The organism is Acinetobacter sp. WCHA55 (assembly GCF_002165305.2).
Classification (GTDB): Bacteria; Pseudomonadota; Gammaproteobacteria; order Pseudomonadales; family Moraxellaceae; genus Acinetobacter.
Window position 1 is genome coordinate 224,525 of the sequence record NZ_CP032286.1, and the last position, 17,854, is coordinate 242,378.

Genomic DNA, 17,854 nt, shown 5'->3' on the forward strand with positions numbered 1-17,854 from the left:
GCATTGTGCTGAGTCATGAGCATGATACCTGTAAAAAATCAGCCCAAGTGGCTGATTTTTTATGCAATGTTCTTTTAGCTTTTACAGATAGTAACCCTTGCTGGTGCTGGCAAAGTTTCTTAAACCTTGGATCAAATGCTCGATCAGTTTTTCCATGACCAAGCGTTGTCCTTTACGTGAAGCATAGACCAGCTGTACGGTTCCAATATTGGAACACCAGTCGGGCAAAATGTGAATCAGGCGACCTGAAGCAATATCTGCCTCTACCGTTAAGTAAGGCAGGTTGGCAATGCCGAGCCCATCTAGCGCCGAGTAATACACGCCTGCGACATCATTACTTTTGACCCGTGGTTCTAAAGGAATCACAATCTGTTCATCACTCTGGGTATGATGCAATAACCATTGATAATTGGATTTTTGTACTCCTAGAGCCAGCGTTGGAAAATCATTCAACTCGGTGGCAAATTGAATTTCATGGCCTTGTAGCAGGTCAGGACTGGCCACCAAACAATGTGTGGTTTTGACCACATCACGGACTACAATGCTCGAGTCTTCATTGGCACTAAAATTGGTCCGAATGGCAAGATCAATGTCATCATGCAAGACATCCACACGACGGCTGGTCAGCTCCATTTCTACTTGGACTTTGGGATATTGTTTTAAAAAATGATGGAGTAAGTCTCGCACTTGATAGCGCATCATCACAGAAGGGCAGCTGATCTTGATTAAACCTTGCGGTTCGCTTTTCTGTTTCAGTAAAACATTGTGTGCACTTTCGACTTGCTGAATGATTTGACGACATTCTTCAAATAGCTCTTGTCCCAAAGGTGTGACTTTAAAATGTCGTGTTGAACGCTGAATTAGGGTCACATTGTACTTGGCTTCAAGGTCTAAAATGCGGCGACTAAGTTTAGACTTGGTGATGTTCGAAGCATCGCTTGCAGCACTGAAACCACCGTGCTTGACCACAAGATAAAAATAATAATAGTCGTCAAATGAATGCATGATGAGTTCAAGCCTGTATTGATTGATGACCGAAGGCAGTCTGTGGTGGATGATTTGATACTGTATCATCGCTAACGATTGCACACGACAAAAAAAGCGATCCGAAGATCGCTTTTACTGAGGTCTGATTATTTTTGCGCTGTATTTTTGCTATAGCTTTGAATCAGGTTTTTATAGTCTGGAATATGCGCTGCAAAGAGTGAACCGAGGCCTTCAATATCATTGCGCCAGTCACGGTGTAATTCACAAGCTGCCCCAAACCATGACATCAGCTGTGCGCCTGCCTGAGACATGCGATCCCATGCTGCATCACGAGTGATGGGGTTAAAGGTTCCCGATGCATCGGTAATCACAAAGACATCAAACTCTTCTTCAAGCGCCGACAGTGCAGGGAAGGCCACACAGACTTCAGTCACTACACCGGCAATAATCAATTGTTTTTTACCTGTGGCTTTCACCGCTTGAACAAAGTCTTCATTATCCCATGCATTGATTTGCCCAGGGCGTGCAATATAAGGTGCGTTGGGGAACATTTCGACCAATTCAGGGACCAAAGGGCCGTTTGGACCATCTTCAAAACTGGTGGTCAAAATGGTTGGAAGATTAAAATATTTCGCGGCAGCAGCCAGTGCGAGTACATTGTTTTTAAATTTGTCTGGGTCAATGTCACGGACCAATGAAAGGAGACCCGCTTGGTGGTCCACCAAAAGAACCGCTGCATTATCTTTGTCTAAACGAATATAAGGTTTAGCCATTTTTCTGTCCTCGTTGTGATTATCAGTCGAGTCCCAAGGCAATCAGTAAGAAGGTTATGGCCTTGAGATTGAACATCATCATAGGTAGGAAAATGAGACAATAAAATAACTCAAACGAGATGCTTAATCTTAAAAATAGGAAAATTTGAGCAAAAATATGCCATAAAAATTAAGAATGGCTTTGTTTTTAAATTATTTTTTATGAAGATGAGATGATTTTAGCGAAATTGTCCTATCTGTGTGATTGTGTGTGTTAGCGCAGTGCTATAAGGCGGCTGAGGAAAGGGGTAGTATAGATTGCATATTCATCCTATCGATATAGGAGTTCCAAGATGAAAAAAGTAATTGGTGTTTATCGTAATCAAGACATGCATTGGGTGGGTGATGGTTTTCCTGTCAAAAACCTCTTTTCATATGACCGCTTAGGACAAGCGATTAGTCCGTTTCTACTTTTGGACTATGCTGCACCTTACAAATTTGATCCAACCACATCGCAACGTGGTGTGGGTTCACACCCGCATCGTGGCTTTGAAACGGTTACCATCGCCTATAGCGGTGAAGTGACACACAAAGACTCTAGCGGCGGCGGTGGTACCATCAATACTGGCGATGTACAGTGGATGACTGCGGGTTCAGGTGTGGTGCATGAAGAGTTTCATTCTCCAGCCTTTGCTGAGCATGGTGGCCTGTTTGAAATGGTACAACTTTGGGTGAATTTGCCAGCCAAAGACAAAATGACTACACCGCGTTATCAAGCCTTGACCGTGGCGGATATTCCACGTATTGAAATGGATGACAATGCTGGACACATACGTGTGATTGCAGGTGAGTTTGGTGGTCATCATGGCCCTGCTCAAACGTATAGTCCCGTCAATGTTTGGGATGGTGAATTAAAAGCAGAGTATGAAACTTTTATCCATGTGCCAGTCACACATAACACGATTGTGGTCGTGCTCAGTGGTGAAGTACTAATTAATGGCACGCAAAAAGTGGTAGATAGTTCCATTGTGATGTTTGCTCAAGATGGCGAAGCTGCAATTCAACTACAAGCGCTGCAAGACACTAAGTTCTTGGTGTTGACTGGTGAACCACTCAATGAGCCAATTCAAGGTTATGGTCCATTTGTGATGAATAGCAAAGCGGAAATTGTGCAGGCCTTTGACGATTTTAATCGTGGCAAGTTTGGTGAAATCCCCGTTGCTGTAGTGGACTAAAATCCTGTCGCTAAAAAGAAGAAATCCCTACTCGGTCAAGGGTAGGGATTTTTTAGGCGCTGTAGACTTCTTGTTTTGCATAGTTGGTCATAGTTTATTATGTGATGTAGTTGTCGTTTTTGTGTGGGGCGTATCTTAGCGTCTTTTTGTTGGTTTGTAAAACAGATATTATAAAAATGGTTAATTTATATACTTTGTTTTTAAACAGTTTATATTTTTATTTAAAATAAAATTTATAAAAAACGTGTGCTTATTTGAGTGGTTTTTTAGTGTAATGAGGTGTAATTTAAGCAGATATCTTCCTATCGGTGCACCACATGAAAAAATGTGATTCTGGTATTTTTTAATAGCCCTATTTTTTCGACATTGGGTCATAATTTCAGTCAATATAAGTCAGACTGACGGATCATAATTTTGGATATTGCAGTTATTGGTAGCGGCATGGCCGGTCTTGCTACCGCAAGAATTCTAAAGGATGCTGGGCATAATATTACTATTTTCGAAGCACTGACTGGGCGAGGGATGGATAGCCACAGTACAGAGTTTGAAGGTGGATTGATTGATGCTCCGTTACGTGTCATGAACCCACACTTATGGAAAAATACCTTAAGTCTTGCGACTTATTTAGGCATTAAAACCTATCCAGTACGCACCTACATGGCATGTAGTTGGTTGTTTGAAGACCGTACAGAAACATGGTTAACTACGACGCGTAGCCGCATTGGCAATTTCCCAATTATCAATAACCGTAAAGGCCTACAGCAGTATGGATGGCGCTTGGTTAAAGGCATGTTGCAGCTTAAAACCGCGATTGCTAAATTCTTCAAATCTAAAGATCAAGACATTACCTTGGCTGAATTTATCAACCAGCATGACATTGAAGAAGTGTTTTGGCATGGCGCAGTTATGCCTGTGCTCTATACCATCTGTACCTGTAATCCAAAAACGATTGGCGAATGGCCAGCGAAACCACTGCTGATCTTTTTACGTCAGTTGACGGATGGTGATGCTTTATTGCGTATACAAGGTGGAACACCTGCTTTAGTCGATAAATTGATTGAAAACATCAATATCCAAAGTGGATCGGCTATTCGCAAAGTCACTGAACAAGGTGACAAGGTTTTGGTAGAAAATAACAAGGGCGAACAACAACTGTTTGACCGCGTGGTGGTGGCAACGCCAACCACAAAAATTGAAGAGTTTTTAGATCCTGTCCAGTTTGCAGATGATATTGCGCTGTTAAAACAGTTCCGTTTTGAGCAAGGTCAACTGGTGATCCATACTGATCCTTCCGTGATGCCACCTAAGCGTAAAGATTGGTCAGTACTGAGTTATATGATGGATCGTAAGTTTACCCGCCAACAGTTTACGGTTTGGCTCAATTCAGTCGAACCAAGTCTGGTTGGTAAAAACGCCGTGTTCCAAACGTGGCAGCCTGTGACCGAGATTGACCCGAAAAAAGTGATTTCAACAGTAACTTTGACACGTGCGGTGGTAGATTCGCAAACTGTGGCTTTAAATAAAGAGTTACAACAACGTCATAAAAGTGTCAACCGAAAAGTCTTCTTCTGTGGTTCATGGTCGTGCGATGGTCTGCCTATTTTAGAGTCTGCCGTAACTTCAGCGATGCATATTGCAGAAATTTTCGGTGCACCATTGCCGTTTGTTGGATTAAAACCTAAAGTTGAGGTTGCCCCACAACTCGGCTACTAAAGCATGAAATGGCTCCAAAGCTTACAGCGACATCTACCCAAACATAAATATGCAATTGATGCAAAACAATTGGGAGATCACGCTGTATTGGCTTGGAGCAATTTGGGGTATTGGGAAAATAACCAATCCTCCTATCCTGAGGCTTGTCAAACACTGGCAACGCATCTTGCTGATCGGTTAGAGCTAAAATCAAATGACCGTGTTTTAGACTTGGGCTGTGGACAGGGTGCGAGTCTATTGCTGTGGCAGCAGCATTACTATATTCAGCAACTTTGCGCGGTTGAATTACAAGCAGAATGTGTTCAGCGCATACAACACACTTTAAATTCAAATGTTCCTATCATTCAAACGTCATTTTTAAATTTAAATTCAAAGCTATTTTCAGTACCTTTTGATGTGGTGTTGTGCCTCGATGCCGCTTATCACAGTGATTTAAATTCATTTCTAAGATCAACTCATTCTGTTTTAAATTCAAAAGGGCGGATTGGTTTTCATTATTTGATGTTGAGTGATGCATTTTTGAATTTAAATCGCTTTGAGAAGCTTCAACTGAAAATGCTGTTAAAAGCAGCCAATGTTCATTTGGAACATCTTCAGTTAAAAGCCAATTTGGAGCATTCGATAGAAGCACAAGGCTATCAGCGAGTTGCTATTGAAGATTTATCAGATGCAGTTTTGGCTGGTTTTTCTCATTATTATCATGTGTATTTAGCCCAACAGGCTGCTCAAAACTTGGATCATTTCAAAATTAAAATGACGGCAAAACTTTGCCAAAAATTATTTGAACAGGGTGTCGTGCGCTATGTTCAAATTACGGCAATTAAAGACGTTTAAAATGAAATAAAAAACAAAAGGCCAGAAACAACAAAGCCTCACTAAAAAGCGAGGCTAAGTATAAAATGGTGCCGGCACACGGATTCGAACTGTGGACCTACTGATTACAAGTCAGTTGCTCTACCAACTGAGCTATGCCGGCAACGTGGTGAGAATAATAGCGGATTTTCTTGAAAACGCAAGCCAAAAAGTGAGCGATTGAAATACACATATTTTTTTGTGCAAACTTCACCCACCAAAGAGTGGGTGAAAGCTAAGAATAAAATTTGGGGACTGATGAAACTTTTTTTAAATAGGGTTAACTGAAAACATGGAACTTATTTGCTCCTTAAAATTTGATCGAGGTCTTGGGCACATTCTTCCAACGTAAAAGCCATGTCGAGTTGCATTTGAGGTTTGAGTTCATTGGCCAGCGTTCTCCATTGTTCAATCAGACGAATTGCTTTTTGAATTTTATGTTTGTTGACATCCTTTGCAAGAGTTGGGGTATAACCGCCTCGTTTAGCGTTTTTAATTTGTTTGACATAATTGGTGCTGTTATTCATTCTGACTCCCGAATAGCAGTTTTATTGGTCAATTTGGTGTTTCGCTAGTTATATACCACAAATGAATTGTGCTTCATAAACATTGCATCTAGATGATCATGGATGATTTATTTTTACCTCCCTTAGAAATTGTTTTAGCCCAACTTAGGACTAGGTTCAAGTCTTTCTTGCTGATCGATCGATTTAATCGAGGATACATTTCTCCTTTGACCTGATCTGTAGTGTTAAATAAGCAGACTTTGTGCCAAGATTGGATTCGTCAACAAATAAAGTGGATGATTCCACTTTATGGGAATCAAATTGATGTTGATTGGTCGCAGTGTTGTGGATTCAACTGTAGTCCTGATCAAGTGTGTGTAAAGCCTGAGGGATGAATAATATTTCATCCTGAAATAGGACGCGCGGGATATTGACTGCTTCATTGCGAAGTTTGGTGAATAATGGCTGAATCCATTAGACTATTTCTAGTTCTTTAATTTAATGTTAATAGGGGTGTAGAGTGCGCGTTAAAACAAGTAAAAAACGTAAAAGTTTTATCACCGCTGCTGAAGAGTTATTTTTAAATCAGGATTATGCCTCGGTGACAATCGATGCCATAGTAAAGACTTCGAAAAGCTCAAAACCCACGTTTTATAACTATTTTAAGTCCAAAGATGATTTGTTTGAGGCGTATATTATCGACTCGGCTCAGGATTTTATGAATGAATTAAATGAAATCATCACCTTTACCACCACAATTGATAAAACCTTATATCAATTGGGCTTGACCTATATTAACAAGCTTTTATCGCCTCATATTATTGCTCTGAATAAACTGGTCATTGGTGAGTCAAAACGACAACCCGAAATTGTTAAAATTTACTTTGAGCAGGGAGTCATGAAAGTTGTTTCGACTTTTATTTATGTGATGGAAAAAGCAGTGAAAACGAGAGTTTTACAAGATGAAAGCCCATCTGTGTTGGCAAAGTATTTTAAAGCACTGTGTGAGGCAGAATTTCAAGAGTTGGCATTGTGGGGGCAGAAATTGACGTGGACAGAGGAAGAAATCCATAAACAGACGGAAACAGCCGTTAAACATTTTTTAAAAATTTATGGTGTTTAGTGCCGACAGTTATGAGTTGATTTATCAAGAGTTATGATTGTATTTGATATAAGCCCCTAGAGGGGCTTTTTTTTATGATTAAGCCTGCATGCCTTGTCTATATTCAGATTTGAACGCTGACTTTGGGATTTATATGGTTTAAAGATATCGTATTGAAATACTTAATATTAGTTATAGAAGACTACATATTTCGGTCAAAAAAACCCCATACCTATGTGGTATGGGGTGGACCAGACAACTACAGCACGATGGTCGAAATGGTCGGGATAGCAAAGCACCCAACCTGTGAGGTTCGCGATTTGATGTCGCAGAATAAATACTAAACCATATGGTTTAAATAATCTATATTTATTTTTGCATTAAATGAAATTTATAAGGATTTTTTGTGACTATTTTCTATTTTTTATTGCGTATAACTAAACTGAGTAGTATTATTTTGCTAAATTGTGGCTAAATTATGCTCGTTTATGAGGGTGTAACAGGCTTTGTTGCACAAAGCTGTTCTTAAGGGCTTCTTCAGCAATATAATTTCCAAATGAAGAAGCCTACACACAAAATCTACCGCACAACCAATTGGCCCGCATATAACCGAGCTCTCATTAATCGTGGGAATATTGCCATTTGGTTCGATCCAAAAACACAATGGTATGCAGAACCTCAAGGCAAACAAGGTCGAAGTCAAACCTACTCCGACATAGCGATTCAATGCTGTTTGATGATCAAATCTCTATTTAGACTTACTTTACGCATGGTCACTGGCTTTGTTCAAAGCTTAATTAAACTTTGTGGATTAGATTGGACAGCACCAGATTACAGTACGCTTTGTAGAAGACAAAAGCATATTGATATTGCAATTAGTTATCAGAAAAACAGTGATGGGCTTCATCTACTCGTAGACTCTACTGGCTTAAAGTTTTTGGGCGAAGGTGAATGGAAACGTAAAAAGCATCAGTCTGAATATCGTCGCCAATGGTGTAAACTTCATATTGGTATAGATGCTAGAACCCTGCAAATACGAGCCGTTCAGCTCACGACCAACAATGTAAGTGATTCACAGGTGCTTGGGGATTTACTCAATCAGATTCCATTGGATGAGCAGATTGACTCCGTATATACCGATGGCGCTTATGACACCAAGCAATGCCGACAGGTCATTGCAGATCGGCAAGCACATGCAGTGATTCCACCTAGAAAAAATGCCAAGCCTTGGAAAGATAAAAAAGTTCATTCGCTAGAGCGAAATGAATTACTTCGCACTGTTAAACGTTTAGGCAGGACACTATGGAAAAAATGGTCGGGCTACCATCAGCGAAGTCTGGTTGAAACCAAGATGCACTGCATCAAATTATTAGGCGATAAACTCAGTGCTAGGAACTTTCAAAGCCAAGTCAACGAGGTACATGCTCGTATAGCCATTTTAAATAGATTTACAGAATTAGGCCGACCTCATACCCAAGTTGTCACTTAAATTTGAGCAACTTAGGAAAGCTCTATCTTTAAGGGCTTTATGCAACAAAGCCGCTCGCGGATGAAAAGTGCAATTCTGCTAAAAGTGATTTTTTAGCCTCAGAGGAATTTTTATTACAATGGCAAGAGCGAAATCAAAACTTTAATAGCATCATTACAGATGAGTTATCAAAGTTGGGTTTTTTGACTGATATTGAGAGATCACATCGTGTTGCGAGCTGGGCCTATCGGCAGGCTGAAGAGAATGGGTATTTATTGTGGACAAATAAGTCCTAAGCATTTACATAAATTTAGAGTATCTATCTATAAGTAGTTGATGGTCATGAAATTCTAAAAAGGGTTTAAGGGCTAAGTAAATTTCTTCTTTTAATTTGATATCTATCCATGAATCATCAAGATAGATACATTCGCCCATGGCTCTGAAAATAAGTTCAATTTCATGATTATTCATTAAAAAGCTCTCTTCTTCTACTCTACCTCTAAGCGCATTAAGAAGTTCCTCAAAATTTGAAAATTCTTCATTATAAAAATCAAGCTTTGAAGAGATATAAGAAAAATAACCTTTTGCATTTTCGACCAAAGAAATCAGACAAAGATATAGTTGTGAAATCTCATTCGTAGTGAAATAGGCACGGCTACTTTTGGGGGAAATATAAAAAGCTTGCAAGATCTCGATTGTGTTTAATACACCTAAACTTCGATAGTAATGATCTTTGAGTAACGCAAATTTACGAATATCCCTCATGAAACCAAAGTCCTTTAGATCTTTTAAATTTCTGATTTTGCTTGAGTAACTAAAGTAGGAAAAAAAGTTCTTCTTTTTATTCCAATTAATAGCTTCAGGAATAAGTTTCTCAGTTATCCATTCAAAAGAAGTTTGACAAGGCCACCATTGTTCTTCGGATACAGGGATTTTGCTAAAGGGCGGTTCCCATAACAAGGTAAGTTCATCTTTACCGTTGATATCTTCAATATTTTCTGCCCAAAACATACCGTGATAAACATCTTCTACAGGTTTATATTTTTCACCAGTATATAGTTGTATGAAATTTCGAGATGCTGAAAATATGTGCCATTCAGTGTTTCCGTTATCTACATCATGAACGTTCGTAAACTTAATCATTAGGTCCCAAATTTGCTTGGGCAATGTACATAACGCAACATATGTTCGACCGTTCCATGAAGTAAAAGGAAAATTATAAGCTTTCCATATGGCTTCAATTTTTTGTATTGCCCCGAGGTATGCGATAGTAAGATTGTCTGCGACTTCTGTAATTTGTTGAACAACTTCGATTGGTAGATTAAAACGACAGTTTTGTAAGTCTATAACTTCTGATTGATTTGATGGGTTATCAATATAAAATGGTCTATACCGAGAGCGGATAGGTTGTCCTAAGTTACCTAAGAAATTTTCTAACAACCATTTGTTTTCTAGAAGAACACTTACCCCATGAGCATCATGCGTTTTGACCGTAATAGTGGCAGAGCCGACATGGTTTTGTGTAGGTAATAAAGCCGAAATTTCAATCCACTTTTTTTTAATTTTCCAATTGCCATCCTCAAAAAAGGATTCGTCAAAATCTGAATAATTTAATGAAGAGAAATCAAGAAATTCTTTAGCCGCTTCTCGATTATTTTCATCAGGATCAATTAACGCTTTATGTAATGTCTCAATAAAGTGAGTTCTAAGCATCCATTCATTGTAAAACTGACTTTCAGGAGCCATTGGAAAGAACTTGCTAACAATGTCTGGATAGGGTTGTGACATTGTGGTTAAAGTTACGGCTGTCCATAACTCGGACTCAATTCCTAAAGCATGTAGTTCTTGGTGTATCTCATGCCATTTCTTCGAAATGTTTCTAGGTACTTCTTCTTGCGCAAGGATAATTACATATTTATTTATGTTAGGGAGTAAGTCGTTTTGTTTGAACTTTTTTATAGTTTTATCTAGTTCTTGAATTGATAAATTTCCCCAGCATTTGCATTCATATACAGCTAGCTTTTTAGGGGATTTTACAAAATTGGCACAAATATCAAGCCCACCCTGATAGTGTCCATTACCTTTAACACGGTGAACATTATTTAAATTTTTATCTTTAATAAGTAACCATTCGCAATATTGTTCAAATTGCTCGCTGGTAAGTCGTGTAAATGGTAATGCAGTAGCATCGAATGGAATATAATTTTTCATAGATTAATTTTTTATAAAATTGTATATTTTTTAACCTTTTTTGATTTTATACACGAAGAATTACTTATTGAAATAACATTTAAGTTTAGTCTCAGTCATATCAATAACAGTAGAATAGGTGGAACTCAAGAAATCATACATATCTGTAGTCATTAAAGAAATGTTTACTCCTGGTTGAGCTATTGAGAAAACGAACTCAACATTTGTGTACTTTAGTGCTTTATTGATCTCGTTTAGCTCATCTTGCTCACCATAGTAAAATCTCTTTCCAGCAAGAACACCTGTTTGATTGCGGCGTAATAAATGTCGTATTAATTCTTCAGGTCTCCATTTATAACGTAAAGATATTATTGCTTGTCCACATACTTCATATAGATCGGATAGCCTTGCTCCAGCCTTTTCTTTAGAATATTTACAGTGAGCAAGTTCAAAACGAATAAGATTTTCCTCTTTGAATATTGCAATAATATCTGCGGCCTCTCCAGAATTATCATCATTAAAGACAATATTGGCTCCCTCAGAAATAAATTTTTTCATCATAAATTCTTGAATAGAATTTGTACGCATTCCTCCATCTTTATAGATAGATTCAATCTTAAAATTTACATCATTCCATTCCAAAGCTTCCATTCTTTCTTTTGGAATTCGATATTCTGGTTTATCACTAAATTTTGTGTGGATACATCCTGCGATAGTATCACTATTAATTAAAAAAAGTGTTGGCGGGTAGTCTTCTAAGAATTTTTTTAATAGTATTTCATCTTTTTTTAAACCTGAAATATATATTTTTTTATCATCTAATCTTTCAATTTGGAACCCTTTTTCTCCGCCTAACGTAAGTGAAAATAAGATTTCAGTTTCATAAATAGATATCTTGAAATGAGCTGTCTGGGTAGTAAAATTAATAAAATTAATTTTTGCTTCAGAGAGTAGATAAGAAATTCCATCTACCTCTAAAGTTAGCTTATGTATTTTTTCATAAAGATCTTCTGCCCAATCTGTACCTAAAACAATCATATTGTCAGGATATTCTTCTAGCTGAATTTTTTCAGCTGAGTCCTCTAGAATTTGATTCGCATCAATGTTGGGATCTGTAATTACTTTTCCAATATTAATACACCATTCTTTCCACTCTTTTAGATCAGCAGCTTTAGAAGGGCTCCAGACTTTACCTTTAATAGATGCTCCTATGCTGATAGGTTTACCTTCTTTAAAACCGATACCAACAAAATCTGATTTCTTGCATCTATTTCCTTCTTTCCATTTGCTTAACTCAGCAGTTACATCAGCCCCACTTAGTCGAGAGTAGCGATGTAGATGATTAGCTGGTTTGAAGATACCTGCATGGACAATACTTAATCTTTTTATATTGTGAAAAGCTTTAAAAACATTATCATCTTTAATTTGAACTGCTGTATCTAGGCTAATTTTTTTAATTAAATTTTCTATATCAAGTAGTTTGTCTGAGTATCCTAAATAAAGAAGTTTAGTTGAAATGTCGTAATGTAGAACAACAAGCCCCCAAGTCTGATCCCTAATTTTATCTGAACGAGCCCATTTTACTTTGTCCCGACTTTGTGTGGTGAAATAAAAAACATTTTCTAATTGATTAAAATAGGGTTGGGAAATAGCATATTTATTTATGTTAAATGCATCTTTAAATTTAAGCCAATCTACTTTATCCGCATGAAAACAAACGCAGCTTAAAGCTGGGTATACTAACTTGGGATTTAATGTGATATCGGGAGAGTCAAAGCTAGCATATGGTTGACATCCTTGTAAAAATGAAAGGAGAGATTCAGCTTGAGCTTTTCTAGCATCTGCAATTTGGCTAATAACATGTTCCCATCCAGTGCCTTCTTGAAATAAGTTCTCCAATTCTAGAGACATGTTTTCTTCAGCATAATTTACAATGAACGAGGCATCTCCAAGTCCCTCCTGTGTTCTGGTAAAACGACCAATAAACTGTAGTAAGACAGAGATAGATTTATGCATACCGTGAACAGCAGCAATTTTAAAATTAGGATAATCAAAACCTTCTTTAAGCATATCTACACAAATTACAATGTCATACATATCCCTTTTTATATCTTCAATAATTCTTTTTCTTTGGGGGGAGTTAGAGTGAACAAGTGTAATTCTCTCATCTGGAAAACAGCTTTGATATAGTGCTAAAAGCTCGGTAGCTTTTTCCAATCTATTAGCTCGAACCATAATTCTATGGTTTTTCCAGCCTTGTTTTCGATCTGCTATTAACTTTTGTACAGCGGCTTGGGCGATAGCTAAATCTTTCTTTTTTGGATGTCTTTCATCCACTGCGATAAGTGAAATTTTTGAAAAGCATTTATCTTTTAAAGCTTGGGAAAGTGGGTAATTGAAAACTACTTTACCCTCTATAGGCTGCCTATCATGTCTGTAAGGTGTAGCAGTGAATTGAACAATTCTAGATTTTTTAAACAATTTTTTTAGCAGATCCCATTCACGTGCTTTGACATGATGAGCTTCATCAAAATAAACATTACTAAAAAGTTTTTGAAGTTTATTATGTAGTTTAATTGGGCTGCGAGCCAATAATGCAGGTGTTGTAATAACAACTTCGGCCGAATTTATTACATCTATATCATCATCAGTTGTTATTATTTTTTCGAGTGCGATAATCTTGGGGTTTTTAAAATTGTAAGGGATTACCCCAAGTTCTCTAAGCATCCCCCAGTTTTGAAATTTTTCAAAAATTTGTTCTTTTAAATCTATAGTTGGAACAATAACTAACGTTTTAATAGCTTGCGTTACAATACTTGTTAGGAGCATTGTTTCGGTTTTGCCTGTCCCCGTAGGGAGCACAACTGTGGCTACCCCATTTTCTAAAGACCAATGTGATAAGAGAGAGTGAATGGCTCCAATTTGTGCGGGACGAAGGCTTTTTTCTGTTGCATTCTGAGGTAAAAGCTGTACGTCGGTTAAACTCTTATCATACTCAAATTTTGGAAATAAAAGATTATTCTTTATTTTATAGCTATTTTTATACTTTGTGAGTTCAGCTTCAAATTGTAGACCAGACTCTTGATGAATTAGTGTATAGGTACAATTTTCTTTTTTTTGAATAAAAAATATATTTTCTTTTTGAGGTAAAGCTAAACAAGATATACTGCCTATCTTACTTTTTTCTTTAGAAACAAAAAGGTAGTCTTTAGTTGAGTATTCTTCTTCAAACAATAAATATTGATTAGTATTAGAATGTGAATTCATATTCTTTGTATTAAAATAAAATAGAATTTAACAACTAATTTAGTTCTTAGCAATTAATTTGCTTGCCTAAATTCTAAATGAAATCAGATCTATTCTCCTGGGAAATATTTATAATTTATTGAACTATATAAGTGGTTGTTAGGCTAATATAAAAGATAGTTGTTTGGCATAAACTTTTAAACTGATGTCATTATAATTTGATTATCTAGTTATTACCTTTGATAAAAAATAAGACTGAGAGATTTAGCGTGACACTTGAATCGACAAATTTTGGTTTTTTGGTTGAGTACGACCCTTTATTCGTTGAATTGGCTGGGGCAGCTGAAAGAGCCTTTTATAGTGATCCTAATACAACTTTAATTAAGCTTCGTCAGTTAGGGGAAGCTATCGCACAACATATGGCGGCAACACTTGGTATTGAATTTAGTGAGCAAACCACTCAGGCAGACTTAATTTATAAGTTAAACGGTGAGCTAAAATTAGATAAAGTTGTACGTGATTTATTTCATACTTTACGGATTGAGGGTAACAAAGCAAATCACCAATTTAAGACCAAACATAAAGAAGCTATTAGTGGTTTAGTTGTAGCGCGTAATTTAGCAATTTGGTTTCATCGATCTTTTGGTAAGGCTGGACCAGATTTCAAACCAACACCTTTTGTTCCTCCTGTTGATCCTAGTGTACAATTGCGAGAGTTGCAGGCTGAAATATCTAAATTAAAAAATGACTTACAAGCCACTAATGTTCAAGTGGATTCTAGTCAGCAGTTGAATGAATTAATTGCTAAAGAAAAAGCAGAGTTTAAAGCATTAGCTTCAGCAATGGATGAGGCTGCTCAGAAATTTGCTATCCAAGCTAAAGCCCATGAAGATGCGCTTGCAAAGCAGCAACGAGAATATGAAGAAAAGGTTAAAGAGTTACAGCAACAACTTTTAAGTAAGAATGAAAAAGAAGTTTCTGTCAAACGACAACAGATTGGTCGTAATGCAAGAACAGCAAGTCAATCTATTGTATTAGATGAAAAATTGACTCGTATTTTAATTGATCAGCAGTTGCAAGAGGCTGGTTGGGATGCCGATACACAAGAACTAGATTATCGTAAAGGTGCTCGACCTGAGAAAGGGCGAAATATGGCAATTGCTGAATGGCCTATGCGAGGAAATATTAAAGGTGAACGTGCTGATTATGTGCTGTTTTCAGGATTAACGCCAATTGCTGTGGTTGAGGCAAAAAAAGAAAATCTTAATGTGGCTGGTGCTATCACTCAAGCTGAGCGCTACAGTCGAGGATTAATTATAGAAGCACCACTTCAAGGTGCTTGGCTACTAGAAGGATTATCACAACCTTGGTCTGATGGTGTTGATAGCTTCTATCATATTCCTTTCGCATATTCTTGTAATGGTCGTGAATATTTCAAACAATCGGCAGAGCAGTCTGGAACTTGGTTTAGAGATGTACGAAGTTTGAGTAACATTAAACGCCCATTACAATCCTTTCATAGTCCAGAAGGTTTATTAGATATTCTCAAACGAAGTAAAGAAGAGGCACAGCAAAAATTAAAAGATGAGCCATTTGGATATCTAAAAGTTCGTGATTATCAACAAAAAGCGATTATTGCAGTTGAAAATGCTTTGTCTCAAGGTGTTCGTTCAGCTCTGATAGCGATGGCAACAGGGACTGGGAAAACAAGAACAATCATTGGGTTAATGTATCGTTTCTTAAAAGTAGAAAGATTTAAACGTATTTTATTTCTAGTCGATCGTAAGGCATTAGGACAACAAGCTCTTGATACATTCAATGAAGCACCATTAGAGCAAAACTACACATTATCTAAAATTTATAATGTAGCTGAGCTGGGTGATATGACTGCTGAGGCAGAAACACGTGTACAAGTGGCAACGGTGCAGGCAATGGTCAATCGCATATTTAAGAGTGATAACCCACCTCCAGTTGACCAATTCGATTGTATTATTGTGGATGAAGCCCATCGGGGGTATGCCCTAGATCAGGAAATGACCGAAGGCGAAATTGCAACTCGTGATGCGGCTCAATATTTATCTAGCTATCGAAGAGTATTGGACTATTTTGATGCAGTCAAAGTGGGGCTAACTGCAACACCTGCAAAACATACTAGCGAGATTTTTGGTAAACCCGTTTATACCTACTCTTATCGAGAAGCAGTTGCAGAAGATTGGTTAATTGATCATGAAGCTCCAATCCGTTATGAAACATTGCTGACCCAAAATGGGATTAAATTTACCAAGGGTGAAATGGTTAGTGCGATAAATACACAAACAGGCTCAATTGAAAGTGCTGAATTAGAGGATGAGGTCAATTTCGAAATTGATGCTTTTAACCGTCAAGTGATTACTAAAAACTTTAATAGAGTAATCTGCGAACAATTAGCCCAAGAAATTGATCCGTTTGGTGATGAGAAAACCATGATCTTCTGTGCGACTGATGCTCATGCTGATATGGTAGTGAATCTTTTAGGGAACGCATTTAAAGAACTTTACAATGGGGAATATAACCAAGCCGCAGTTGCCAAGATTACAGGTAAAAGTGATAAGGTTAACCAACTGATTCGTCAATATAAAAATGAGAGGTATCCAAGTATAGCTGTTACTGTTGACTTGCTTACTACAGGAATTGATGTACCCAAAATTTGTAATCTTGTGTTCATGCGCCGAGTGAAGTCTCGTATTTTGTATGAACAAATGATTGGTCGTGCAACCCGTCGTTGCGATGAGATTGGTAAAACTGTTTTCCGTATCTATGATCCTGTGGATATTTATGCCGCTTTGCAGGATGTAAATACCATGAAGCCATTAATCAAAGATCCAAATGTAACTCTAGAGCAGCTTGTTGATGAGTTAACTGATCCTGAACTGTTGGGCATAGCTTTAAATAGTCCCGGAGAGCAGGAAGGAGAAACACATGCGGATGTTGTTCTTAGCCAGCTAAGTCAAAAATTAATGAGAGTTTTACGTAAAGCTGAGAAAAAGGCAGAAAATAAGCCATTATTGAAGCAGAAGTTGAATGAATTACAGCAACAATGGGATGTTGAACCTAAGAAACTTCATCAGTATTTACATGACCTTGGTCCTAAAAAAGCTGCTGAATTTATGATACAACATTCAGGTTTGGTCAATCAGTTAGCTAGTGTTGATGAACTCCTCGGCTCTGATAGAAAGCCAATTATTTCAGAGCATCAAGATGAGTTGGTCAATCGAGAACAGACTTATGGGGCAAATCAAAAACCTGAAGATTATCTAGATCAATTTCATCACTTTATTAATGAGCAGTTGAATCAGTCTGTTGCTTTAGGTGTGGTGGTAAATAGGCCTAAAGATTTAACTCGAGAGCAGTTAAAAGAAGTTAAGTTGTTGTTGGATGGCAACGGATATAATGAAGCCAATTTGCGGAGCGCAGTTCTCCAGCAAACCAATCAAGATATTGCTGCGAGTATTGTTGGACACATACGCCGTGCAGCTTTAGGCGAGGCATTAATTCCATTTGAACAACGTGTAATGCAAGGTATGCAGCGAATCTATAGTATGCATCCTTGGACATTAGCCCAACGTAAATGGCTAGAACGTTTAGCAAAACAACTTGTACATGAAGTCATTATTGATCGTGAGTTTGTTAATAACCGTTTTAGTGATCAGGGTGGTGCTAAACAGATGGACAAAGTACTAGGTAATCAGCTAGATACTGTTTTAGATCAATTGAGCGAAGCCATTTGGCTTTCGCAAAGTGCGTAATTTTTAATTTGGATTGAC

General features: G+C 37.6%; 11 protein-coding genes, 1 tRNA gene and 1 pseudogene. 7 read left to right on the forward strand and 6 right to left on the reverse strand.

Annotation, left to right across the window (positions count from 1 at the left end; all coding sequences use genetic code 11):
• Positions 1 to 81: 81 nt before the first annotated feature.
• Both CDG62_RS03820 and ycaC read right to left on the reverse strand, forming a co-directional pair.
• Positions 82 to 1,005: a LysR substrate-binding domain-containing protein gene (locus CDG62_RS03820; RefSeq protein ID WP_087526725.1), complete on the reverse strand. Its 924-nt coding sequence runs from the start codon at positions 1,003 to 1,005 to the stop codon at positions 82 to 84.
• A gap of 128 nt (positions 1,006 to 1,133) precedes the next feature.
• Entirely contained in the window at positions 1,134 to 1,760 is a 627-nt protein-coding gene (ycaC, locus tag CDG62_RS03825) for an isochorismate family cysteine hydrolase YcaC (protein WP_087526726.1), read from the reverse strand.
• A 332-nt stretch (positions 1,761 to 2,092) separates the two neighbouring features.
• On the opposite strand from ycaC, the gene CDG62_RS03830 reads away from it, so the two are divergent.
• From CDG62_RS03830 to CDG62_RS03840, 3 genes are all read left to right on the forward strand, one after another.
• Complete coding sequence (locus CDG62_RS03830; RefSeq protein WP_087526727.1) at positions 2,093 to 2,974, forward strand: pirin family protein; 882 nt, start codon at positions 2,093 to 2,095, stop codon at positions 2,972 to 2,974.
• 414 nt (positions 2,975 to 3,388) lie between these two features.
• Positions 3,389 to 4,687, forward strand: a complete 1,299-nt coding sequence (locus tag CDG62_RS03835; RefSeq protein WP_213070686.1) for an FAD-dependent oxidoreductase — start codon at positions 3,389 to 3,391, stop codon at positions 4,685 to 4,687.
• A gap of 3 nt (positions 4,688 to 4,690) precedes the next feature.
• Positions 4,691 to 5,521 carry an SAM-dependent methyltransferase gene (locus tag CDG62_RS03840; protein WP_087526728.1) on the forward strand — a complete coding sequence of 277 codons (831 nt, stop codon included), beginning with the start codon at positions 4,691 to 4,693 and terminating at the stop codon, positions 5,519 to 5,521.
• Positions 5,522 to 5,587: 66 nt separating this feature from the next.
• Here the strand turns inward: CDG62_RS03840 and CDG62_RS03845 are convergent.
• Positions 5,588 to 5,663, reverse strand: a tRNA-Thr gene (locus CDG62_RS03845).
• A gap of 175 nt (positions 5,664 to 5,838) precedes the next feature.
• Positions 5,839 to 6,066 (reverse strand): hypothetical protein, encoded by a 228-nt coding sequence (locus CDG62_RS03850; RefSeq protein ID WP_004691623.1) that lies wholly within the window; start codon positions 6,064 to 6,066, stop codon positions 5,839 to 5,841.
• A gap of 499 nt (positions 6,067 to 6,565) precedes the next feature.
• On the opposite strand from CDG62_RS03850, the gene CDG62_RS03855 reads away from it, so the two are divergent.
• The 3 genes and pseudogenes from CDG62_RS03855 to CDG62_RS19570 all read left to right on the forward strand — a co-directional run.
• Complete coding sequence (locus CDG62_RS03855) at positions 6,566 to 7,168, forward strand: TetR/AcrR family transcriptional regulator (protein WP_087526729.1); 603 nt, start codon at positions 6,566 to 6,568, stop codon at positions 7,166 to 7,168.
• A gap of 535 nt (positions 7,169 to 7,703) precedes the next feature.
• A complete protein-coding gene (locus CDG62_RS03860; RefSeq protein WP_087528927.1) occupies positions 7,704 to 8,636 on the forward strand; it encodes an IS5 family transposase in 933 nt (310 codons plus the stop codon).
• Positions 8,637 to 8,689: 53 nt separating this feature from the next.
• Positions 8,690 to 8,911, forward strand: a pseudogene (locus CDG62_RS19570) (HNH endonuclease); the annotation flags it as partial.
• 4 nt (positions 8,912 to 8,915) lie between these two features.
• Here CDG62_RS19570 and CDG62_RS03870 read toward each other — a convergent pair.
• A complete protein-coding gene (locus CDG62_RS03870; protein ID WP_087528674.1) occupies positions 8,916 to 10,826 on the reverse strand; it encodes a hypothetical protein in 1,911 nt (636 codons plus the stop codon).
• 60 nt (positions 10,827 to 10,886) lie between these two features.
• Positions 10,887 to 14,072, reverse strand: a complete 3,186-nt coding sequence (locus CDG62_RS03875) for a DEAD/DEAH box helicase (protein ID WP_087528673.1) — start codon at positions 14,070 to 14,072, stop codon at positions 10,887 to 10,889.
• 248 nt (positions 14,073 to 14,320) lie between these two features.
• On the opposite strand from CDG62_RS03875, the gene hsdR reads away from it, so the two are divergent.
• Complete coding sequence (gene hsdR, locus CDG62_RS03880) at positions 14,321 to 17,836, forward strand: type I restriction-modification system endonuclease (RefSeq protein WP_087528672.1); 3,516 nt, start codon at positions 14,321 to 14,323, stop codon at positions 17,834 to 17,836.
• Positions 17,837 to 17,854 lie beyond the last annotated feature (18 nt).